At 65.1% G+C, this 21,434-nt stretch carries 25 protein-coding genes; 13 read left to right on the plus strand and 12 right to left on the minus strand.

The features are described 5' to 3' along the window. Positions 1-5: 5 nt before the first annotated feature. Positions 6-830 carry a shikimate dehydrogenase gene (gene aroE / locus V0R59_RS10045; RefSeq protein ID WP_330072926.1) on the plus strand — a complete coding sequence of 275 codons (825 nt, stop codon included), beginning with the start codon at positions 6-8 and terminating at the stop codon, positions 828-830. 180 nt (positions 831-1,010) lie between these two features. On the opposite strand, the gene V0R59_RS10050 is transcribed toward aroE, so the two are convergent. From V0R59_RS10050 to betC, 3 genes are all read right to left on the minus strand, one after another. Continuing rightward, entirely contained in the window at positions 1,011-2,582 is a 1,572-nt protein-coding gene (locus tag V0R59_RS10050; RefSeq protein WP_330072927.1) for a SulP family inorganic anion transporter, read from the minus strand. A 71-nt stretch (positions 2,583-2,653) separates the two neighbouring features. After that, a complete protein-coding gene (gene choX / locus V0R59_RS10055) occupies positions 2,654-3,577 on the minus strand; it encodes a choline ABC transporter substrate-binding protein (RefSeq protein WP_330072928.1) in 924 nt (307 codons plus the stop codon). A 17-nt stretch (positions 3,578-3,594) separates the two neighbouring features. Next, the gene (betC, locus tag V0R59_RS10060; protein ID WP_330072929.1) at positions 3,595-5,106 is read right to left on the minus strand and encodes a choline-sulfatase; all 1,512 of its coding nucleotides are present in this window, start codon (positions 5,104-5,106) and stop codon (positions 3,595-3,597) included. Between the two features lie 114 nt (positions 5,107-5,220). On the opposite strand from betC, the gene V0R59_RS10065 reads away from it, so the two are divergent. Together V0R59_RS10065 and V0R59_RS10070 are read left to right on the plus strand one after the other, a co-directional pair. Beyond that, entirely contained in the window at positions 5,221-6,135 is a 915-nt protein-coding gene (locus V0R59_RS10065) for a choline sulfate utilization transcriptional regulator (RefSeq protein ID WP_330072930.1), read from the plus strand. A gap of 38 nt (positions 6,136-6,173) precedes the next feature. Next, positions 6,174-6,503 (plus strand): DOPA 4,5-dioxygenase family protein, encoded by a 330-nt coding sequence (locus V0R59_RS10070; protein ID WP_330072931.1) that lies wholly within the window; start codon positions 6,174-6,176, stop codon positions 6,501-6,503. A 117-nt stretch (positions 6,504-6,620) separates the two neighbouring features. Here the strand turns inward: V0R59_RS10070 and trpA are convergent, their stop codons facing one another. Together trpA and trpB are read right to left on the minus strand one after the other, a co-directional pair. Continuing rightward, complete coding sequence (gene trpA, locus V0R59_RS10075; protein WP_330072932.1) at positions 6,621-7,433, minus strand: tryptophan synthase subunit alpha; 813 nt, start codon at positions 7,431-7,433, stop codon at positions 6,621-6,623. After that, positions 7,430-8,656 carry a tryptophan synthase subunit beta gene (trpB, locus tag V0R59_RS10080; RefSeq protein WP_330072933.1) on the minus strand — a complete coding sequence of 409 codons (1,227 nt, stop codon included), beginning with the start codon at positions 8,654-8,656 and terminating at the stop codon, positions 7,430-7,432. The genes trpA and trpB overlap by 4 nt, the downstream gene beginning before the upstream one ends. A 110-nt stretch (positions 8,657-8,766) precedes the next feature. Here trpB and V0R59_RS10085 point away from each other — a divergent pair, with 110 nt between their 5' ends. Next, a complete protein-coding gene (locus tag V0R59_RS10085) occupies positions 8,767-9,687 on the plus strand; it encodes a LysR family transcriptional regulator (protein WP_330072934.1) in 921 nt (306 codons plus the stop codon). Here V0R59_RS10085 and V0R59_RS10090 read toward each other — a convergent pair. After that, positions 9,660-9,986 carry a DUF883 family protein gene (locus V0R59_RS10090; RefSeq protein ID WP_330072935.1) on the minus strand — a complete coding sequence of 109 codons (327 nt, stop codon included), beginning with the start codon at positions 9,984-9,986 and terminating at the stop codon, positions 9,660-9,662. The two genes, V0R59_RS10085 and V0R59_RS10090, sit on opposite strands and share 28 nt — an antisense overlap. Positions 9,987-10,144: 158 nt before the next feature. Between V0R59_RS10090 and V0R59_RS10095 the strand changes: the two genes are divergently transcribed. Further along, positions 10,145-10,360 carry a dodecin gene (locus V0R59_RS10095; protein ID WP_042121737.1) on the plus strand — a complete coding sequence of 72 codons (216 nt, stop codon included), beginning with the start codon at positions 10,145-10,147 and terminating at the stop codon, positions 10,358-10,360. A gap of 82 nt (positions 10,361-10,442) precedes the next feature. Beyond that, complete coding sequence (locus V0R59_RS10100) at positions 10,443-10,661, plus strand: DUF1161 domain-containing protein (protein ID WP_330072936.1); 219 nt, start codon at positions 10,443-10,445, stop codon at positions 10,659-10,661. 197 nt (positions 10,662-10,858) lie between these two features. On the opposite strand, the gene V0R59_RS10105 is transcribed toward V0R59_RS10100, so the two are convergent. Then, positions 10,859-11,863, minus strand: coding sequence for an LLM class flavin-dependent oxidoreductase (locus V0R59_RS10105; RefSeq protein ID WP_330072937.1), 1,005 nt, complete (start codon positions 11,861-11,863; stop codon positions 10,859-10,861). 172 nt (positions 11,864-12,035) lie between these two features. Between V0R59_RS10105 and V0R59_RS10110 the strand changes: the two genes are divergently transcribed. Further along, the gene (locus V0R59_RS10110) at positions 12,036-12,461 is read left to right on the plus strand and encodes an OsmC family protein (protein ID WP_330072938.1); all 426 of its coding nucleotides are present in this window, start codon (positions 12,036-12,038) and stop codon (positions 12,459-12,461) included. An 81-nt stretch (positions 12,462-12,542) separates the two neighbouring features. After that, a complete protein-coding gene (locus tag V0R59_RS10115) occupies positions 12,543-12,776 on the plus strand; it encodes a DUF1161 domain-containing protein (RefSeq protein WP_330072939.1) in 234 nt (77 codons plus the stop codon). Position 12,777: 1 nt separating this feature from the next. Here the strand turns inward: V0R59_RS10115 and V0R59_RS10120 are convergent, their stop codons facing one another. Together V0R59_RS10120 and V0R59_RS10125 are read right to left on the minus strand one after the other, a co-directional pair. Further along, positions 12,778-13,191, minus strand: coding sequence for a PA0061/PA0062 family lipoprotein (locus tag V0R59_RS10120; RefSeq protein WP_330072940.1), 414 nt, complete (start codon positions 13,189-13,191; stop codon positions 12,778-12,780). Between the two features lie 56 nt (positions 13,192-13,247). After that, positions 13,248-13,661: a PA0061/PA0062 family lipoprotein gene (locus tag V0R59_RS10125; protein ID WP_330072941.1), complete on the minus strand. Its 414-nt coding sequence runs from the start codon at positions 13,659-13,661 to the stop codon at positions 13,248-13,250. Positions 13,662-13,743: 82 nt separating this feature from the next. Between V0R59_RS10125 and V0R59_RS10130 the strand changes: the two genes are divergently transcribed. Further along, positions 13,744-14,844 (plus strand): aminopeptidase, encoded by a 1,101-nt coding sequence (locus V0R59_RS10130; RefSeq protein WP_330073018.1) that lies wholly within the window; start codon positions 13,744-13,746, stop codon positions 14,842-14,844. A 44-nt stretch (positions 14,845-14,888) separates the two neighbouring features. On the opposite strand, the gene V0R59_RS10135 is transcribed toward V0R59_RS10130, so the two are convergent. Then, on the minus strand, positions 14,889-15,539 hold the full coding sequence (locus V0R59_RS10135; protein ID WP_330072942.1) for an HAD family hydrolase: 651 nt from the start codon (positions 15,537-15,539) through the stop codon (positions 14,889-14,891). Between the two features lie 26 nt (positions 15,540-15,565). Beyond that, positions 15,566-16,114, minus strand: a complete 549-nt coding sequence (locus V0R59_RS10140) for a gamma carbonic anhydrase family protein (RefSeq protein WP_330072943.1) — start codon at positions 16,112-16,114, stop codon at positions 15,566-15,568. A 91-nt stretch (positions 16,115-16,205) separates the two neighbouring features. On the opposite strand from V0R59_RS10140, the gene prlC reads away from it, so the two are divergent. Both prlC and V0R59_RS10150 read left to right on the plus strand, forming a co-directional pair. Next, on the plus strand, positions 16,206-18,257 hold the full coding sequence (gene prlC / locus V0R59_RS10145) for an oligopeptidase A (RefSeq protein WP_330072944.1): 2,052 nt from the start codon (positions 16,206-16,208) through the stop codon (positions 18,255-18,257). Next, positions 18,254-18,520, plus strand: coding sequence for a YheV family putative zinc ribbon protein (locus V0R59_RS10150; protein WP_330072945.1), 267 nt, complete (start codon positions 18,254-18,256; stop codon positions 18,518-18,520). Before prlC ends, V0R59_RS10150 begins: the two co-directional genes overlap by 4 nt. 46 nt (positions 18,521-18,566) lie before the next feature. Here the strand turns inward: V0R59_RS10150 and V0R59_RS10155 are convergent, their stop codons facing one another. Continuing rightward, positions 18,567-19,076: a hypothetical protein gene (locus V0R59_RS10155; RefSeq protein WP_330072946.1), complete on the minus strand. Its 510-nt coding sequence runs from the start codon at positions 19,074-19,076 to the stop codon at positions 18,567-18,569. 169 nt (positions 19,077-19,245) lie between these two features. On the opposite strand from V0R59_RS10155, the gene V0R59_RS10160 reads away from it, so the two are divergent. Beyond that, positions 19,246-20,304: a PA0069 family radical SAM protein gene (locus tag V0R59_RS10160; protein ID WP_330072947.1), complete on the plus strand. Its 1,059-nt coding sequence runs from the start codon at positions 19,246-19,248 to the stop codon at positions 20,302-20,304. Positions 20,305-20,550: 246 nt separating this feature from the next. Further along, on the plus strand, positions 20,551-21,273 hold the full coding sequence (locus V0R59_RS10165; protein WP_330072948.1) for a carbonic anhydrase: 723 nt from the start codon (positions 20,551-20,553) through the stop codon (positions 21,271-21,273). Positions 21,274-21,434 lie beyond the last annotated feature (161 nt).

The raw sequence follows: 21,434 nt of genomic DNA on the forward strand, positions 1-21,434 counted from the left end.
CGTGAATGGACCAGTATGTTGTATTCGGCAATCCGATCGGCCACAGCAAGTCGCCGTTGATCCACCGGCTGTTTGCCGCCCAGACGGGCGAAGAGCTGGAATACGACACCCTGCTGGCCCCGCTGGACGACTTCAGCGCCTGCGCCCAGGGCTTCTTCAAGCAGGGCCTGGGCGCCAACGTCACCGTGCCGTTCAAGGAAGAAGCCTTCCGCCTGGTCGACAGCCTCACCCCCCGCGCCCGGCGCGCCGGGGCGGTGAACACCCTCACCCGTCTGGACGATGGTCGCCTGCAGGGCGACAACACCGATGGTGCTGGCCTGGTCCGTGATCTCACCGTGAATGCCGGGGTGGAACTGACCGGCAAGCGCATCCTCCTGCTGGGTGCCGGTGGTGCGGTGCGTGGCGTGCTGGAGCCGCTGCTGGCGCACAGTCCGGCGTCGCTGGTGATCGCCAACCGCACCGTGGAAAAGGCCGAGCAACTGGCCCGCGAGTTCGCCGACCTCGGCCCGGTGGCCGCCAGTGGTTTCAACTGGCTGAAAGAGCCGGTGGACCTGATCATCAACGCCACCTCGGCCAGCCTCGCCGGCGAGCTGCCGCCCATCGACCCAGGTCTGATCGTCCCGGGCCAGACGGTGTGCTACGACATGATGTACGGCAAGGAGCCGACGCCGTTCTGCATCTGGGCCGCCGAGCATGGCGCGGGCAAGGTGCTGGACGGGTTGGGGATGCTGGCGGAGCAGGCGGCGGAAGCGTTCTTCATCTGGCGCGGTGTGCGCCCGGATACGGCGCCCGTGTTGGCGGAGTTGCGCAGGCAATTGGCGCGCGCTTGATCCTGAGAACCCTGTAGGAGCGGGTTCACCGGAACGCCGGACCGCCACGATGGCGTCGGTGAATTCGCTACCGTAATCGCGGGTAAACCCGCTCCCACAGGTCCTCTGCATGCCGCAGAAATAGCGGCAGGCTGCGCTGTCAGATCAGTACAGGCAATCCGCATGTGCAACACCCGGACATCACTCCTCGAACGTGATCGGGCACTTCTCCACCCCTTCCAGCTTCTGCAATTCCTCCACCACCTGCGGTCGCGCCCGGCGCAGGGTCAGCCCCCCGCCCTGCCGACGTAGGCGCCGCGCTTCCTGGTGCAGCATCTCCACCCCGGAGTAGTCGATGAAGTTGATCTGCCGCGCGTCGATCACCACCTGCGCCGCCTGGCAGCGTTGCAGGCGCACCTGGAGGTAGTGGCTGGCGCCGAAGAAGATCGAGCCGCCGACCCGCAGCACATCCGCCTCGCCTTCCCGTGCCTGCTGCACCCGCGGCTGCGAGGTGCGCTTGAGGTAGAAGAACAGCGACGCCAGCACCCCGGCATAGATCGCGGTCTGCAATTCCAGCAACAGGGTGGCGCAGAAGGTCAGGGTCATCACCACGAACTCTGGCCGGCTGACCCGGTACAGCGCGCGGATTGCCCGGTGATCCACCAGCCCCCAGCAGATCAGCAGGATGCTGCCGGCCATGGCCGGGATCGGGATATGCGCGATGAGCTGCGCGCCGGCCACGGCGAACAGCGCCACCCACAGGGCGGAGAACACTCCGGCCAGGGGTGATTGCGCCCCGGCGTCGTAGCTCAACCCGGAGCGGGTGAATGAGCCCGACGACAGATAGCCAGAGAACCACGCACCGACCATGTTCGACAGGCCCTGGGCACGGATCTCCTGGTTGGCGTCGATCAGTTGTTCGGAGCGGATCGACAGCGAGCGGGCGATCGACAGGCTGGTGACCAGCCCGAGCATGCCCACCGCCACGGCTCCGGGCAGCAGGCGCAGGACCATTTCCAGGTCCCACAGCGGCAACGGGCTCAGTGGCGGCAGCTTGCCGGTGAAGGCCGGCACCAGGGCCACATGGCCGAACATCGCCGGCCAGAACAGCACCAGCAAGGTCGCCCCCAGCAGACTTATCAACAGGGCCGGCCAACGCGGGCGCAGCAGCTTGATCGTGATGCCGGCGAGCAGCGTGCCGAGGCCCAGTAGCAGCGACGGCCAGTCGAGCTCGCCGGCGTGGGCCAGCAGGCTTTCCAGGGTCCTCAACGCGGTGGCCTGGCTCTCCAGGTCGAGGCCCATCAGGCTCGGTAGCTGGCCGAGGGCGATGACCACCGCCGCCCCGCAGGTGAAGCCGAGCACCACCGAATGGGAGACGAAGTTCACCAGCGCGCCGAAGCGCAGCATGCCCAGCAGCCACTGGAACACGCCGCCGAGGAAGGTCAGCAGGAGGATCAGGGTGACGTAGTCGCCGCTGCCCGGCACGGCCATGGGGCTGACGGCGGCATAGAGGACGATGGAGATGGCGGCAGTCGGTCCGCAGATCAGGTGCCAGGACGAACCCCACAGGCAGGCGATCAGCACCGGGACGATGGCGGCGTACAGCCCGTACTCGGCCGGCAGGCCGGCGATCAGGGCGTAGGCGATGGATTGCGGCAGGGCCAGGATCGCGCCGCTGAGGCCCACCAGCAGGTCGCGGCGTACGCTGCCGCGCGTCTGCTGGGGCAGCCAGCGCAGAAAAGGCAATAGTCGGTGGCGGTCGGGCCAGGCCATGGGCGCGTTCTATCTCCGGTGGAAGCCTGTCAGGGTGGCGGCTCCGGCTTGTGGCTGCAAGCCGGATGCGTTCAGAGTCTGGCTTTCACCGCCGCCAGGGCATCGCCGCCGTCGCGGGTGGTCACCCCTTGCAACCAGCCCTCCAGCACGCCGGGGTTGGCGCGGATCCAGGCCTTGGCCGCTTCGTCGTAGCTGACCTTGTTATCCACAACGTTGGCCATGATGGTGTTTTCCATGTCCAGGGTGAAATTCAGATTGGCCAGCAGCTTCGCCGGGTTCGGACAGGCCTGTGCATAACCCTTGCGGGTCAGGGTGTGGACGCTGCCGCTGCTGCCGAACCACTGCTCGCCGCCGGTGAGGTAGCGCATCTTCAACTGCACGTTCATCGGGTGCGGGGTCCAGCCGAGGAATACGATCGGCTTGTCACGTTTCACCGCCCGCTGCACCTGGGCCAGCATCGCCTGCTCGCTGGACTCCACCAGCTTCCAGCCGCCGAGGTTGAAGTCGTTCTTGTCGATGATCGACTGCAACGACAGGTTGGCCGGGGCGCCCGAGCCGATGCCGTAGATCTTCTTGTCGAATTCGCCGGCACGCTTTTGCAGGTCGGCGAAATCCTTGATCCCCGATTCCCACACGTACTCCGGCACGGCCAGGGTGAACTCGGTGCCCTGGAGGTTACGCGCCAGGCTGTCGACCTCGCCGCTGGCGACGAACTTGTCGTGGAAGCCCTGTTGCGCCGGCATCCAGTTGCCGAGGAAGGCGTCCACCAGGCCGTCCTTGAGGCCGCCGTAGATGATCGGCACGGCCAGCGCGTCGACCTTGGCCTGGTAGCCCGCGCCTTCCAGCAGGAAGCGCGCGACCGCGTTGGTGGCGGCGATGTCGCTCCAGCCCGGATCGGCCATTTTCACCGTATCGCACTTGTTGTCGTCGGCCTGCACGGCGCCGGCAACGAGGGTAAATACAACAGCAGCAACGCGTGTGGATAACCCTTTCATGCTCCGTCCTCGGATGGTTAACGGCCTGGTTGTGGATAACGTGCCTTGCGTTCGAGATCGTCGAGATCGATGTGGTTGCGCATGTACTGCTGGCTGGCATCGACCATGGGCTGGTGGTCCCAGCTCTTCAGCGTGCCGGTGGCCAGCGCCCCGGCGACGAAGCGGCGACGGCGCTGGCTGGCGAGCACCTGTTCGCGCAACAGCGGGATGTTCCAGCGCTGGCGGCACTCGGCGAGCAGGACCGCGACCAGTTCGGCATGCCGTGGACGCTCGGCGAGGTTGTCGAGTTCCTGCGGGTCGGCCTCGACATCGTAGAGCAGGCAGGGATCGTCCTCGCTGTAGATGAACTTGTACGCGCCGCGGCGAATCATCATCAGCGGGCTGATGGTGCCTTCGGCCATGTACTCGCCGATCACCTCGTCATGCCCGCCCTCTCCGTTCAGGTGGCCGAGCAGCGAGCGGCCGTCCAGCGGCAGGTCGGCTTCGAGCGTGCCGCCGGCCAGTTCCACCAGGGTCGGCAGCAGGTCGCAGGTGGACACCGAGGCGGCGACCCGTTTCGCCGCGAACTGCCCCGGTGCGTGGACCAGCAGCGGCACCCGGGCAGACATCTCGAACCAGTGCATCTTGTACCAGAGCCCGCGCTCGCCAAGCATGTCGCCGTGGTCGCCGGAGAAGACGATGAGGGTGTCTTCGGCGAGGTGGGTTTCTTCCAGGGTCTGCAGCAGCTTGCCGATGTTGTCGTCGATGTAGCTGCATGCGCCGAAGTAGGCGCGGCGGGCGTCGCGGACCTTATCCACAGGCAGCGGCTTGTCCCACAGGTCGTAGACCTTGAGCAGGCGCCGGGAATGCGGGTCCAGCTCGTGCTGGGCGAAGGGCACCCGTGGCGTCGGGATTTCGTCGTCGCTGTAGAGATCCCAGAACGCCTTGGGAATGGTGTACGGATCGTGGGGGTGGGTCATCGACACGGTAAGGCAGAACGGCCGCTCGCCGCCCTCGCGAACATGGTCGTAGAGGTACTGGCGGGCCTTGAACACCACCTCTTCGTCGAAATCCAGCTGGTTGGTGCGCACGCAAGGGCCGGCCTGCAGCACCGAGGACATGTTGTGGTACCAGCTCGGGCGCTCGTCCGGCGCATCCCAGTTCACCGCCCAGCCGTAGTCGGCCGGGTAGATGTCGCTGGTCAGGCGTTCCTCATAGCCGTGCAACTGGTCCGGGCCGCAGAAGTGCATCTTGCCCGACAGCGCCGTGCGGTAGCCGAGGCGGCGCAGGTAATGGGCGTAGGTGGGAATGTCGGCCGGGAAATCGGCGGCGTTGTCGTAGGCGCCGATCTTGCTCGGCAACTGGCCGCTGACCAGGGTGAAGCGCGACGGCGCGCACAGCGGGCTGTTGCAGTAGGCGGAATCGAAGACCACGGCCTCGGCGGCCAGGCGGCTCAGGTGGGGCATGCGGATCGGTGACGCTGCGTAGATCGGCAGCAGCGGCGCGGCCATCTGGTCGGCCATGATGAAGAGGATGTTCTTGCGTTTCATGAGATCACGGCATTCCATCGTCAGGCATTATGGGATACGGCTGTGGACAAGCCTGTTCTTCAACCGATACCGGGTAAAGCCCGTGGACGACAATGACTAGGATTAGCTGAGCTTATGTTTGAAGCATTGGGCGCGATGTCCCTGGACGTGCTGCGGGTGTTCGAGGCCGCAGCGCGGCACCACAGTTTCACGGCGGCGGCGGTCGAGCTGGGTACCACCCAGCCGGCGGTCAGCCAGCAGATCAAGCGCCTCGAAGAGCAACTCGGCGCGCGTCTGTTCGACCGTATCTACCGCGGAATAGAGCTGACCGAGGCCGGTGTACTGCTGTACGAGCAAGTACACATGGGCATGCTCAATCTCGACGATGGCGTGTCCCAGGTGGCCGGACGCGGCCAGCATGAAGTGCTGCGGGTGGCCACCGATTTCGCCTTTGCCGCGTACTGGCTGATGCCGCGTTTGCAGCGCTTTCACCAGGCCAATCCGCGGGTCGACGTGAGCCTGGTCACCAGCGAGCGCAGCCACGGCATGCTGCGCCCGGACATCGACGTGGCAGTGCTGTTCGGCGACGGGCGCTTTCGTCAGGGCGAGGCGCAGTGGCTGTTCGATGAAGAGGTTTTTCCGGTTTGCAGCCCGCGTTTGCTGGAGCAAAAGCCTGTTCCGCTGGCAGCGGAAAGCCTGGCCGAACTGCCGTTGCTGCACCTGCGTGGCGAGTCGGCGAGCCGCTGGTTCGACTGGAGCGGGGTATTTCGCGAGCTGGGCCTGGCCAGCCCGCCGACCTCCGGGCCGCTGCGTTTCGACAACTACACCCTGCTGATCCAGGCCGCGATCGCCGGGCAAGGCGTGGCCATCGGCTGGCGCTACCTGGTCGACGCCTTGCTCGACCAGGGCCTGCTGTGCCGGCCGCTGAATGCATCAATTCGTTCCAGCAAGGGATACTACGTAGTACGTCCTCCGCGTAAGCGGCGCAACGTACTGATCGAACGATTCGTCACGTGGTTGGTGGAAGAACAGGCCGGGCAGCTCGTATAGACTGCGGCGCAGCGAGTTATCGACTTCAGGAGTCAGGCGTGGAAAGGATCAAGGGCTATCACGCCCACGTTTATTACGACGAGAGCACGTTCGAGCAGGCGCGGGAGTTGTGCGAGGAGACGGCCAAGCTGTTTCCGGTGACCATGGGCCGCCTGCACCGAAAGCCGGTGGGACCGCATCCGGACTGGAGCTGCCAGCTGGCCTTCGGGTCGGAGTTGATCGGGGTGGTGTTGCCATGGCTGGCGCTGTATCGGAGGGGGTTGGTGGTGTTCCTGCATCCGCTGACCGGGGATGAGCTTGCGGATCACCGGGATCATGCGATCTGGATGGGGGATATCAGGCCGCTGGATCTGTCGATCTTCGAGTGATCTGCTGAAAGTTTGAGGCCTGTGAAAACCTGTGGGAGCTGGCTTGCCAGCGATTGCAATGGTGAATTCACCACAGTCATCGCTGGCAAGCCAGCTCCCACAGGGTCCGCGGGGCTCTTAAGATTTGCGCGCACCCCGCACGCCTTCGGCCAGCGCCGAGCACAGCGCCAGGACGTTATCCACAGCCTGCTCGGGGCTTGCGGCGGTAGCGATCTTGTCCACCAGCGCCGACCCCACCACCACGCCTTCCGCCAACCGGGCGATCGCCGCGGCCTGCTCCGGCGTACGGATGCCGAAACCAACGCTCACCGGCAGATCGGTGTGCCGGCGCAGACGCGCCACGGCTTCGGTCACGTGCTCGGTGGTCGCCGAACCGGCACCGGTCACTCCGGCCACCGACACGTAGTAGACGAAGCCCGAACTGCGCTCCAGCACTCGCGGCAGACGCGCGTCGTCGGTGGTCGGGGTGGTCAGGCGGATGAAGTCGATGCCCGCGGCCTGGGCCGGGGTCGCCAGCTCGGCATCGTGCTCCGGCGGCAGGTCGACGATGATCAGGCCATCGACGCCCGCTTCATTGGCCTCGGCCACGAACTTCTCCACGCCAAAGCGATGGATCGGGTTGTAGTAGCCCATCAGCACGATCGGCGTGGTCTGGTTATCCACACGGAATTCGCGAACCATCTGCAGGGTCTTGGCCAGGGTCTGGCCAGCATCCAGGGCGCGCAGGGTCGCCAGCTGGATCGCCACGCCGTCGGCCATCGGGTCGGTGAACGGCATGCCCAGCTCGATCACGTCGGCACCCGCCGCCGGCAGGCCCTTGAGGATCTTCAGGGAGGCGTCGTAGCCCGGGTCGCCGGCGGTGATGAAAGTCACCAGGGCGGCGCGGCCTTCCTGCTTCAGCTCGGAAAAACGTTGTTCGAGACGGCTCATGCCTGCTTCTCCTGCTCTGCGGTCGCGGCCATATGGCTCATTACGGTTTGCATGTCTTTGTCGCCGCGCCCGGACAGGCACACCACCATCAGGTGATCCTTGGGCAGGGTCGGCGCGCGCTTGATGGCTTCGGCCAGGGCGTGGGAGCTTTCCAGCGCCGGGATGATGCCTTCCAGGCGGCAGCAGGTGTGGAACGCGCCCAGGGCTTCGTCGTCGGTGATGCTCACGTATTCGACGCGCTTGATCTCGTGCAACCAGGCGTGTTCCGGGCCGATGCCCGGGTAGTCGAGGCCGGCGGAAATCGAGTGGGCGTCGGTGATCTGGCCGTCGGCGTCCTGCAGCAGGTAGGTGCGGTTGCCGTGCAGCACGCCCGGTACGCCGCCGTTGAGGCTGGCCGCGTGCTTGTCGGTGTCGACGCCATGGCCGCCGGCTTCGACGCCGATGATCTGCACGCTGGTGTCATCGAGGAAGTCGTGGAACAGGCCCATGGCGTTGGAGCCACCGCCGACGCAGGCGACCAGGCTGTCCGGCAGGCGGCCTTCCTTCTCGTGCAGCTGGGCGCGGGTTTCCTTGCCGATGATCGACTGGAAGTCGCGGACCATCGCCGGATACGGGTGCGGGCCGGCCACGGTGCCGATCAGGTAGAAGGTGTCGTCGACGTTGGTCACCCAGTCGCGCAGGGCTTCGTTCATCGCGTCCTTGAGGGTGCCGGTGCCGGCGGTGACCGGGACGATCTCGGCGCCCAGCAGCTTCATGCGGAACACGTTGGCTTGCTGGCGCTCGATGTCGGTGGCGCCCATGTAGATCACGCAAGGCAGGCCGAAGCGCGCGGCGACGGTGGCGGTGGCCACGCCGTGCATGCCGGCGCCGGTCTCGGCGATCAGGCGCTTCTTGCCCATGCGCTTGGCCAGCAGGACCTGGCCGATGCAGTTGTTCACCTTGTGCGCGCCGGTGTGGTTCAGTTCTTCACGCTTGAAGAAGATCTTCGCGCCGCCGCAGTGCTCGGTCAGGCGTTCGGCGAAGTACAGCGGGTTGGGGCGGCCGATATAGTCGCGCTGGAAGTACGCCAGTTGTTCGAGGAATTCCGGGTCGGCCTTGGCCGCTTCGTATTCACGGGCCAGGTCGAGGACCAGTGGCATCAGGGTTTCGGCGACGTAGCGGCCACCAAAGGCACCGAACAGGCCGTTGGCGTCGGGGCCGCTGCGAAGGTTGGACTGGGTCATGGGTCGCTCCGTCAAGAAGGATTGTGCTGACAATGGTCCTACTCTAACCACGACACGTCCTGCTGAAAACCGATAAGATCGCCGCAACCTGTCAGGAAAACTCACACGTCATGTCCAGGGAACTGCCACCGCTGAATGCCCTTCGCGCCTTCGAGGCCGCCGCCCGCCTGGGCAGCGTCAGCCAGGCGGCCGAGCAACTGCACGTGACCCACGGCGCGGTCAGCCGGCAGTTGAAGGTGCTGGAGGAACATCTCGGGGTCAGCCTGTTCGTCAAGGACGGGCGCGGCCTCAAACTCACAGATGCCGGCCTGCGCCTGCGGGAGGTCAGTGGCGAGGCCTTCGAGCGCCTGCGCGCGGTCTGCGCCGAGCTGAGCCAGAGCGGTGCGGAGGCGCCGTTCGTCCTTGGCTGTTCGGGGAGCCTGCTGGCGCGCTGGTTCATTCCGCGTCTGGGACGCCTGAAGGCTGATCTGCCGGACCTGCGCCTGCACCTGTCCGCCGGCGAGGGCGATCTTGACCCACGCCGCCCGGGGCTGGATGCGCTGCTGGTGTTCGCCGAGCCGCCCTGGCCGGCGGACATGGCGGTGCATGTGCTGGCGCAGGAGTGCGTGGGGCCGGTGCTCAGTCCGCATTTCGCCGGGTTCGAGCGGCTGCGTGACAAACCGGCCAGCGCCCTGCTCGACGAAGCGCTGCTGCACACCACCTCGCGGCCCCAGGCCTGGCCGGACTGGGCGCGACAACAGGGCATCGAGCCCGGCGCCTTGCGCTACGGACAGGCGTTCGAGCATCTGTACTACTTGCTGGAAGCGGCGGGAGCCGGCCTTGGCGTGGCGATCGCGCCACGGCCGCTGGTGGCCGACGACCTGCGCAGCGGCCGCCTGGCCGCGCCCTGGGGCTTCAGCCCGACCGAGGCGTCATTGGCGCTGTGGGTGCCACGACGCGCCGCGGATGGGCGCGCCGAGCAGTTGGCGGGATGGTTGCGCGCAGAGCTGGCGCAACAGGGCGATCAGTCGCCGCGCTTGCACATCAGGTAGGCGGCCAGCAGGCCGAGGGCGCCGATGACCACGCCGGCGGTGGTCCAGGGGTGTTGCTGGGCATAGTCGCGGGTGGCAAGACCGGTCTCGCGGGTACGGGTCTTCACCTCTTCGTACGCATCGCCGAGCAGTTCCCGAGAATGGCGCAGGGCGTTCTCGGCGCTGCCGCGCAGGGCCTTGAGGGTCTTGCGCGATTCGTCCGAGGCATCGTCTTTCAGGCTCTCCAGGGATTTCAGCAGGCTTTCGATTTCCGCTTCCATGCTTTGCAGCGAGGCTTTGCGTAGCGAGCTATTGGCCATGGTGACTCTCCTTCAGGGTTGAGTGAGGTGTGTAGGTTCCGACTCCGGGCCGCCAGGAAAGTGCAGTGCGATCGAACGTTCTGCGTCGTGGCGATCTCAGAGGTAAAACGGCCCGGCGCTGCTAGGCTCAATGCGCACATTCCAGAAGGAGAACAGCGATGTCCGATCATCACACCTACAAGAAGATCGAGCTTGTCGGCTCGTCCCCCACCAGCATCGAGGACGCCATCAACAATGCCCTGGCCGAAGCCGGCAAGAGCATCAAGCACCTGGAATGGTTCGAGGTGGTGGATACCCGCGGGCATATCCGCGACAACAAGGCGGCGCATTTCCAGGTGACCCTGAAAGTCGGGTTCCGCATCGCCAACAGTTGAAATGATTGACGGGTTACATGGGCAGGGGCTTCGAGGGGGACTCGGGGCCTTTGTCGTTTTGGTCCAACAAGGAGAGCGATCAATGAAGCAGGTGATTCTGGCGGTAGCGTTGATGGGCCTGGCCGGTGGCGCGTTCGCGGCGGGCAAGCCGTGTGAAGAGTTGAAGAGCGAGATCGCGGCGAAGCTGGATGCCAAGGGGGTGAAGAATTATTCGCTGGAGATCGTCAGCAAGGGGGCGGGCGGAAACGTCGTGGGCACTTGTGAGGCGGGGACCAAGGAGATCGTCTACAAGCGCGGGTAAGAACGACGCCATCCCCTGTGGGAGCGGGTTCACCCGCGATTGCCATGGTGAATTCACTAAAGTAAAACCGGGTGAAACCCCACCCACAAAGTACCCGCCCCCCCGCCCTTGGGGCCGGGGTTCCCCCGGCTTTGGCACTGTTTATTACAATACCGTACGCGGGGGTCACCCCGCTCCCACAATGTCCGCGCCGCCCCTTAGCTGCCGAGTACGGTCTGCGCCATCAGCTCATAGGAGCGGATCCGGTCCGCGTGCTCATACAGGTCGGAGGTGAAGATCAGCTCATCCGCCCCGGTCTGCTCCAGCAACACTTCCAGCTTGGCCTTCACCTTCGCCGGACTGCCGATCATCGCCAGGCCGAGGAAATCCCCCACCGCGTCCCGCTCATGGGGCAGCCACAGCCCGTTCATGCTTTCCACCGGTGGCTTCTGCATCAGGCTCTGGCCGCGCATCAGCGCCAGGATGCGCTGGTACACCGAGGTCGCCAGGTATTCCGCCTGCTCGTCGGTATCCGCCACCACCATCGGCACCCCGAGCATCACATAGGGCGCATCGAGCACCGCCGACGGCTTGAAGTGGTTGCGGTAGACGCGGATCGCCTCATGCATGAAGCGCGGCGCGAAGTGCGAGGCGAAGGCGTAGGGCAAGCCCAGCTGCCCGGCCAGCTGGGCACTGAACAGGCTGGAACCGAGCAGCCAGATCGGCACCTCGGTGCCATGCCCGGGCACGGCGATCACTTTTTGATCAGGCGTGCGCGGGCCGAGGTAGCGCATCAGTTCGAGGACGTCGTCCGGGAAATCGTCGGCGCTGCCGGAACGCTCGCGGCGCAGGGCGCGGGCGGTCATCTGGTCTGAGCCGGGGGCGCGACCGAGTCCGAGCTCGATGCGGCCGGGATACAGGCTGGCAAGGGTGCCGAACTGCTCGGCGATCACCAGCGGCGCATGGTTGGGCAGCATCACGCCACCCGAGCCGAGGCGGATGGTCGAGGTGCCTGCGGCCAGGTAGCCCAGCAGCACCGAGGTGGCCGAGCTGGCGATGCCGTCCATGTTGTGGTGCTCGGCCACCCAGAAACGGTGGTAGCCGAAGCGCTCGGCGTGCCGGGCCAGGTCCAGCGAGTTGCGCAGGGCCTGCGCCGGGCCGCCATCCTGGCGCACCGGCACCAGGTCGAGGGTGGAAATCTTGATGTCCGTGAGTCGCTTCATGGAGTCTCCAGGGCAAGACAAAGCCGCCGGGATGGGCAGCCTGATGTTGCTTCTGTGGGGGCACTTGCCGGGGAATCAATCCCCGGGGCGACAAACCGGCTGAACTTGCCCGCAGGCCGGGCCTCTGAAATCAGTAACGGCGCCAACCGCGCCGGCAACCCGAGGAGGCATCATGAAAAAGACAGCATCGGCGCACTGGGAAGGCGGTCTGAAGGACGGCAAGGGCCATATTTCCACCGAGAGCGGCGCGCTCAAGCAGATCCCCTATGGCTTCAACACGCGTTTCGAAGGCACGCCGGGCAGCAATCCGGAAGAACTGATCGGCGCCGCCCACGCTGGCTGTTTCTCCATGGCGTTGTCGATGATCCTCGGCGAGGCCGGGTTCAAGCCGGACAGCATCGACACCACCGCCGAAGTGACGCTGGACAAGCAGCCCGACGGCTTCGCCATCACCGCCGTGCACCTGATCCTCAAGGCCAAGGTGCCGGGCGCCAGCGATCAGCAGTTCCAGGAACTGGCCAACAAGGCCAAGGCCGGCTGCCCGGTATCGAAAGTGCTCAACGCGAAGATCAGCCTGGACGCCACGCTTCAGTCGTGAGCGGTGGGTAGCAGAACCATGGCATGCTCCTTCGGTCCAACGTTCGTTGGCTGAAGTTCTCTTGCCACGAGGAAACTGCTCATGATCCGTAGTGCAATTGCTGTCCTGGCTTCGCTGCTGGCGGTCAATGCCTTTGCCGCACCCAAGCCGTGCGAGGAATTGAAGGCTGAAATCGAAGCGAAGATCCAGGCCCGCGGGGTGACGTCCTACACCCTGGAAATCGTGCCCAACAGCGAAGTCCACGACCAGAACATGGTCGTGGGCAGCTGTGACGGTGGCACCAGGAAGATCATCTACCAGCGCAACGACCGTTGACTCACGGGATGCAGTGGGTCAGCCGGTCCTCGGCCAGCACCCGCCGTTCGGCGTCGTATAGCCGGGCGTTGGGCTGGTTGGCCACGGCCCGGGCTTCCAGGCGGTAGCGCTGGCCGGCCTTGAAGCCGTCGTACTCCACCGTCAGGTAGCAGGTGCGCTCGGTCGGGTCGGTGTTGAAGCCGGTGCCTGTCTGCAGTTCGTAGTCGAAACGCACCACCAGCTCGTGCTTGCCCGGCGTCACCTGGAAGAATCGGCCGTCTTGCAGGCGCTTGCCGTCGAGGGATTCGGCCATCACCAGCTTGCCGGGGGTGATGGTGTAGAAATCGACCCAGGCCTGTTTCTGGTCGACCGGGGGCATCGGGCTGGCACAGGCGCCCAGGGTACTGAAAGCGAGCAACATCGCTGGCTGGCGCATGAGGGGTCTCCGCAGGCAGGCGATATAAAGCCCAAGCATAGCGCCATTAGTGGCCATCAGGTGCGCTGGCAGCCAGCCGGCAAGCCGCGTCCCACCAGCTTGCTCTGTTCGTCATAGAGTTTTGCCCAGGGGCGGAAGCCGATGGTGCCGGTTTCCAGGCGGTAGCGCTGGCCGGCACTGAAGTCGGCGAACTTCAGGTTGAGCTGGCAATCGCGCCACAGCGGCTCGCTGACCGGGCCGATATTGCTGGGATCGACCGGGAACAGGTAGCGCACGGTGAGCTGGTGGTTGCCCGGGGGCACCTGGAAATAGCGCTTGTCGGCCCAGGCGCGGTCGTCGACTTCGACGGCATGCAGGGTCTGGTCCTGGCCAGGGGCGAGATCGACCCAGGCCTGGGACGGGTCCGGATCGGGCAGGCCGGCACAACCGGCGAGCGCCAGCAGGGTGCTGGCAGCGAGCATCGTTCGCATGGCAAAACTCCGGGCGGGCAGGATAGTCTTGAGGCGAAAGGACTTGAGCGAGACCACCCCACGCATGATTCGAATTCTTCTTCTGCTGCGCTCAAGCTCCGGGGCACTCGACCGCGTTTTCAGGGTGTTGGTTCCCGTACTCCTGCTTGGCCTGCTGAACGGTTGCAGCAGCCTCGGCTACTACAGCCAGCTCGGCGAAGGCCAGTTGCAGCTGCTGCGGGCGCGCACGCCGGTGGAACAGGTGATTGCCGACCCGGCCACCGATGCCACCTTGCGCAGTCATCTGCAGCGGTCGCAGAAGGCCCGGGTGTTCGCCAGCGAGCACCTCAAGCTGCCGGACAACCGCAGCTACCGGGTGTATGCCGATATCGGCCGGCCCTACGTGGTGTGGAATGTGTTCGCCACGCCTGAGCTTTCCCTCGATCCCCTCACCCACTGCTTCCCCATCGCCGGCTGCGTGGCCTATCGCGGCTACTACAGCCAGGGTGGCGCCCGTGGCGAGGCGGCGCTGCGCAAGCTGGAGGGGATGGACGTGTATATCGGCGGGGTTGAGGCCTATTCGACCCTGGGCTGGTTCGACGATCCGATCCTCAATTCCATGGTCGGCTGGGGCGACGAGCGCCTGGCCACGGTGATCTTCCACGAGCTGGCGCACCAGCGCTTCTACGTCAAGGACGACACGGCGTTCAACGAGTCCTTCGCCACCTTCGTCGAGCAGGAAGGCACACGGCAGTGGCGGGCATTCCGAGGCTTGCCGGCGCAGGCGGCGGATGCTGGCAAGCAGCGGGCCCAGTTCATCGCCTTGGTGCTGGCGACGCGGGAGCGGCTCAAGGCGTTGTATGCGAGGCCGCTGTCCGTCGAGGAGATGCGGGCGGGGAAGCAGGCGGAGTTCGAGCGGATGCGCCGGGAATACCGGCAGCTACGGGATAGCGAGTGGGGCGGCGTCGGTCGTTTCGATGCCTGGATCAATGCGCCGATGAACAACGCCAGGCTGCTGCCGTTCGGGCTGTATGACCAGTGGGTGCCCGCGTTTGCGGCGTTGTTTGCCGAGGTGGGCGGGGATTGGGAGCGGTTCTATCGGCGGGTCGAGGACGTCGGCCGGTTGCCCACCGATCAGCGCCAGGCCCTTCTTAAAAAAGCATCGCTGGCAAGCCAGCTCCCACAGGGTCAGCACAGACCTTGAGACCTGTACAGTAACTGGGAGCTGGCTTGCCAGCGATGAGACCCTCAAGACCGCAGAAAGGCCTGATGCATCTGCGCCAGCGTCTCGTAGTGATAAGCCGGTGTTTCTGCTTCCAGCTCTTCCCGGCTACCGAACCCGTATCCCACGGCCACCGCTTCCAGCCCATTGCTGCGCGCACCGATCAGGTCGTGCTTGCGGTCGCCGATCATCAGGGTCTGCGCCGGGTCCAGGCCCTCTTCGGCCAGCAGATGCCCGATCAGCTCGACCTTGTTGGTCCGCGTGCCGTCCAGCTCGCTGCCGTAGATCACCTTGAAATGCCGGGCGAAATCGAAATGCCGGGCAATTTCCCGGGCGAACACCCAGGGCTTGGACGTGGCGATATAGAGCGTGCGCCCCTGCCCTTGCAGTTCGCTCAGCAGATCGCCGACGCCGTCGAACACGCGGTTTTCATACAGGCCGGTGACCTTGAAGCGCTCCCGGTAGAAATTCACCGCGTCCCAGGCCTTGGCTTCGTCGAAGCTGTAGAACTGCATGAAGGCCTGCAGCAGCGGCGGGCCGATGAAGTGTTCCAGGCGGGCCAGGTCGGGCTCGTCGATGCCCAGCTTGGCCAGGGCGTACTGGATGGAACGGGTGATGCCTTCGCGCGGGTCGGTCAGGGTGCCGTCGAGGTCGAAGAGGATGTTCTGCTGGTGCATGTCGGTCTCGCAAAAAGTGGAATTCGTCACTCGGGCCGGTCGTAGCCTTCGGCCAGGTGCTGGTCCTTGAGGCGCACGTAGTTGGCGGCGCTGTAGGGGAAGAACGCGCGCTCCTTGTCGGTCAGCGGCCGCGCCTGCTTCACCGGGCTGCCGACGTAGAGGAAGCCGCTTTCCAGGCGCTTGCCAGGCGGCACCAGGCTGCCGGCGCCGATGATCACTTCGTCCTCGACCACCGCGCCGTCCATGATCGTGCTGCCCATCCCCACCAGGATGCGGTTGCCCAGGGTGCAGCCGTGGAGCATGACCTTGTGGCCGATGGTCACGTCGTCGCCGATCAGCAGCGGGAAGCCGTCGGGGTTGAACGGGCCGGCGTGGGTGATGTGCAGCACGCTGGCGTCCTGCACGCTGGTCCGTGCGCCGATGCGGATGCGGTGCATGTCGCCGCGGATCACCGTCAGCGGCCAGACCGAGCTGTCGTCGCCGATCTCGACATCGCCGATGACCACCGCGCTGCGGTCGACGAAGGCGCGTTCGCCGAGCTTCGGCGTGTGCTGCTGATAGGTGCGAATGGCCATGAACAGGAAACCTCTCTAAGGCTAATTAGCTGCGGGCGACGGCGATTGTAATTAAGATGGCCCGGTGTTTCTTCTGCCAAGGTGTCCAACCGTGAGTGCGAACAACCCGCTTCTGCAGTCCTATGACCTGCCGCCCTTCTCGGCTATCCGCGCCGAGCATGTGTTGCCGGCGATCGAACAGATCCTGGCCGACAACCGCAAAGCCATCGACACGATCCTCAAGGACCAGGGCCAGAACCCCAGCTGGGCCGGCCTGGTCCTGGCCATGGACGAGCTCAACGACCGCCTCGGCGCGGCCTGGAGCCCGGTCAGCCACCTCAACGCCGTGTGCAACAGCGCCGAACTGCGCGAGGCCTACGAGGCCTGCCTGCCGGCCCTGAGCGCCTACTCCACCGAAATCGGCCAGAACCGCGAGCTGTTCCAGGCCTACGAGGCGCTGGCCGCCAGCCCCGAGGCCGCCGGCTTCGACGTGGCGCAAAAGACCATCCTCGAACACGCCCTGCGCGACTTCCGCCTGTCGGGTATCGACCTGCCGCCGGAGCAGCAGAAGCGCTATGCCGAAGTGCAGAGCAAGCTGTCCGAGCTGGGCAGCCGCTTCTCCAACCAGCTGCTCGACGCCACCCAGGCCTGGACCAAGCACGTCACCGACGAAGCCGCCCTCGCCGGCCTGACCGACTCGGCCAAGGCGCAGATGGCCGCCGCCGCCCAGGCCAAGGGCCTCGACGGCTGGCTGATCAGCCTGGAATTCCCCAGCTACTACGCGGTGATGACCTACGCGCAAGACCGCGCCCTGCGCGAAGAGGTCTATGCCGCCTACTGCACCCGCGCCTCCGACCAGGGCCCGAATGCCGGCCAGTTCGACAACGGCCCGGTGATGCACGACATCCTCGACCTGCGCCAGGAGCTCGCCGGGCTGCTGGGCTTCGCCAACTTCGCCGAGCTGAGCCTGGCGACCAAGATGGCCGAATCCAGCGACCAGGTGCTGGGCTTCCTGCGCAACCTGGCGCAGCGCAGCAAACCCTACGCTGTCCAGGACCTGGCCCAGCTCAAGGCCTACGCCGCCGAACAAGGCTGCGCCGACCTGCAAAGCTGGGACAGCGGTTTCTACGGCGAGAAGCTGCGCGAACAGCGCTACAGCGTGTCCCAGGAAACCCTGCGCGCTTACTTCCCGATCGACAAGGTGCTGTCCGGCCTGTTCGCCATCGTCCAGCGCCTGTACGGCATCGAGATCGCCGAGCAGAAGGGCTTCGACACCTGGCACCCGGACGTGCGCCTGTTCGAGATCAAGGAGAACGGCCAGCACGTCGGACGCTTCTTCTTCGACCTCTACGCCCGCGCCAACAAGCGTGGCGGTGCCTGGATGGACGGCGCCCGCGACCGTCGCCGCACCGCCGGCGGCGCGCTGCAGAGCCCGGTGGCCAACCTGGTGTGCAACTTCACCCCGGCCGCGCCAGGCAAGCCGGCCCTGCTGACCCACGATGAAGTGACCACCCTGTTCCACGAATTCGGCCACGGCCTGCACCACCTGCTGACCCGTATCGAGCATGCCGGCGTGTCCGGCATCAACGGCGTGGCCTGGGATGCGGTGGAGCTGCCGAGCCAGTTCATGGAGAACTGGTGCTGGGAGCCGGAAGGCCTGGCGCTGATCTCCGGCCACTACGAAAGCGGCGAGCCGCTGCCGCAGGACCTGCTGGAGAAGATGCTGGCGGCGAAGAACTTCCAGTCCGGCCTGATGATGGTCCGCCAGCTGGAGTTCTCCCTGTTCGACTTCGAACTGCATGCCCGCCATGGCGACGGCCGCAGCGTGCTGGAAGTGCTCGAAGGCGTGCGCGACGAGGTCTCGGTCATGCGTCCACCGGCGTACAACCGCTTCCCCAACAGTTTCGCGCACATCTTCGCCGGCGGATACGCGGCCGGTTACTACAGCTACAAGTGGGCTGAAGTGCTGTCCGCCGATGCGTTCTCGCGCTTCGAGGAAGAAGGCGTGCTCAACGCCGAGACCGGCCGCGCCTTCCGCGAGGCGATCCTGGCCCGGGGTGGTTCGCAGGAGCCGATGCTGCTGTTCGTCGACTTCCGCGGTCGCGAGCCGTCCATCGACGCGCTGCTGCGCCACAGTGGCCTGAGCGAGGACCTGGCGGCATGAGCACGACCCCAAAACGCTTCATCGCCGGGGCGGTATGCCCGGCGTGCAGCCAGCCGGACAAGCTGAAGATGTGGAGCGTCGATGGCGTGCCGCATCGCGAGTGCGTCAACTGCGGCTTCTCCGACACCCTCAACGAGCAGGGCCTGTCGGTACCGAAGGAGCTGGGGACGCGGGTCAACCAGGAGCAGCCGAAGGCGGCGAAACCTGCGGTGCAGACGGTGCAGTTCTTCCCCAATCCGAAGCTGAAGAAGCCTTCGGAATGAGGTTCGGGGCCGTCCGGTGAAACATGCCGAACGGCCCTTGCCTGACTCACAGGATCATTCGAAAGCTGACGTTGGCAACGGCAATCGGCGACTCGATATTCTCGAACCGGCTGTCGTCGCGCAGGGCCGCGCGAAAGCTGTTGTCGATATTACTGATGCCAAAGTGGAATCTCACCAGGGATTCCACTTTCGGTACCTCGAACCGCAGAAACGCATTTCTCCACTCCATCCCGGAAACGAGTAGCAGCGTCTTGGATTCCATCCCTTCACTGGTGGTCCAGATGATTCCGGCGCCATTCAGGGTGCCTATATCCACCGGTTGGCCCGCCTTGTCGGTGGTGCGATGCAGGAAGGACACCTCGTAGATTCCCGGCTTTCCATAGACCACCTGCCGCAGGCCATCGTGGGAAACGGTGAAGGATTGCAACACCGCGCAGTTCTTGCCGGGTTCATACTCCATTACCGAGAAATCGCTTTCAGTGATGATTGTCCAGCCATCGAGATTACCGGTGGCGAAATCACCGTTCTTGATGAGTTCCTTGTAGATTTCGGTCATTTTCAAGGCCTCCAGCGGCAATGAGCGAATGTGCGCTGTCAGCGTCGTGCCTGGTCGGAATTCGCACAACTGGCAGAAATATCAGGTTGCGCCACCGCCCGGCAGGAACGACTGGACGCCGAGCATAAAGCTGATACTGTATAAATAAACAGTATCGAGGCCTGCCGGCATGACTGCACCCACCCCGGTCCGCGGACGCGGCACCGCCCACAACCCGCACAATCGCTTCGCCCCCAACCGTTCGGTGGCCGAGGACGACGGCTGGTACCAGGAAGTGCCGATGACCCAGGGCACCGAGATCCGCATCGAGACCGCCAAGACCATCATCACCCGCAACAACTCGCCCGACCTGCCCTTCGACCGCTCCATCAACCCCTACCGCGGCTGCGAGCACGGCTGCATCTACTGCTACGCGCGGCCCAGCCATGCCTACTGGGACCTGTCGCCGGGCCTCGACTTCGAGACCAAACTGATCGCCAAGACCAACGCCGCCGCCGTGCTGGAACAGCAGCTGTCCAAGCCGGGCTACGTCTGCGCGCCGATCAACCTCGGTTCCAACACCGACCCGTACCAGCCCATCGAGCGCGAGCAGCAACTGACCCGCCGCCTGCTGGAAGTGCTGCTGCGCTACCGCCATCCGGTGACCATCGTCACCAAGGGTTCCCTGATCCTGCGCGACCTCGACCTGCTCGCCGAGCTGGCGAAGCAGCGCCTGGTCTCGGTGATGATCAGCCTGACCACCCTCGACGACGAGCTCAAGCGCACCCTGGAGCCGCGTGCGGCGGCGCCGAAGGCCCGCCTGCGGGCGATCCGGGTCATGCGTGGGGCGGGGATCCCGGTGGGGGTGCTGTGTTCGCCGATGATCCCGATGATCAACGACAGTGAACTGGAACGCCTGCTCGAAGCCGCCAGCGAGGCCGGCGCCCTGAGCGCCGCCTACATGCTGCTGCGCCTGCCGCTGGAGGTGGCGCCGCTGTTCGAGCAATGGTTGCGCGACCACTACCCGCAGCGTGCCGACCACGTCCTCAGCCTGATCCGGCAAAGCCGTGGCGGTGAGCTCTACGACAGCCGCTTCGGTGCACGGATGCGCGGCGAGGGCGTGTTCGCCGACCTGCTGGCGCAACGTTTCGACAAGGCAATCCGACGTCATGGCCTCAACCGTCGAGGTGGATATTCGCTGGATTGCACGGCGTTCTGTCCGCCCGGCGGGCAGCTGTCGTTGTTGTAAAAACAATAATGGCCATTGGCGATTAATGTTTTTTTGATACTATGGAAAGCCCGCCCAATACTTCTGGAACGCCCGTTCTAGAGCGTCCGCAATTCAGTTTCAGTTAAGTTTCGCCACGTAGCGTAAGAATTCAGCTGGCAAGAAATGTGATTTGTTGACTACATCTGTAATCCAAGTGACGTAAGCCTGTCTGAATCCAACCCGGTAAAATGGACTTACCTTCGAACCTGTCAAAGAGGATGCATCATGTCGAACAAGGAACCCTCTCCGACCGGCCCGGCTACGACTGAAGCCGAGACTGCCGATGGCGCCCTGAAACATATCGTCGATGGCTTCCTGCATTTCCATCACGAAGTCTTCCCGCAACAGGAAGAGCTGTTCAAGAAACTGGCCACCGCGCAGACCCCGCGGGCCATGTTCATTACCTGCGCCGACTCGCGGATCGTTCCCGAACTGATTACCCAGAGCTCGCCCGGCGACCTGTTCGTCACCCGTAACGTGGGCAACGTGGTCCCGCCCTACGGTCAGATGAACGGCGGTGTGTCGACGGCAATCGAGTACGCGGTGATGGCCCTGGGCGTGCACCACATCATCATCTGCGGTCACTCCGACTGCGGCGCGATGCGCGCGGTACTCAACCCGCACACCCTGGAGAAGATGCCGACGGTCAAGGCCTGGCTGCGTCACGCCGAAGTGGCCCGTACCGTGGTCGAGGACAACTGCCAGTGCGGCACCGAGCATGAAAACATGCAGGTCCTGACCCGCGAGAACGTCATCGCCCAGCTGCACCACCTGCGCACCCACCCGTCGGTGGCCTCGCGCCTGGCGGCCGGTCAGTTGTATATCCACGGCTGGATCTACAACATCGAGACCAGCGAAATCTCCGCCTACGACGCCGAAAGCGACGCCTTCCTGCCGCTGACCCGCGGCCAGCCGATTCCAAGCGCTACCCCCAAAGGCCGTTTCTAAGCCTTTTTCGCGACACCTGAACATCGCTGAACGACCCACCACTGGCCGCTGATCGCGGCCCAGTGGACGGGCGTCGGCTGCCTTCGAAAACGTGTTGATGTCTTGCCGCAGTGTCGGCGGCTTTCGGCTGCCCGGGAATCGGGCGGCACGTCGACGCCTGC

It is taken from the genome of Pseudomonas ulcerans (assembly GCF_036324125.1).
GTDB lineage: Bacteria > Pseudomonadota > Gammaproteobacteria > Pseudomonadales > Pseudomonadaceae > Aquipseudomonas > Aquipseudomonas ulcerans.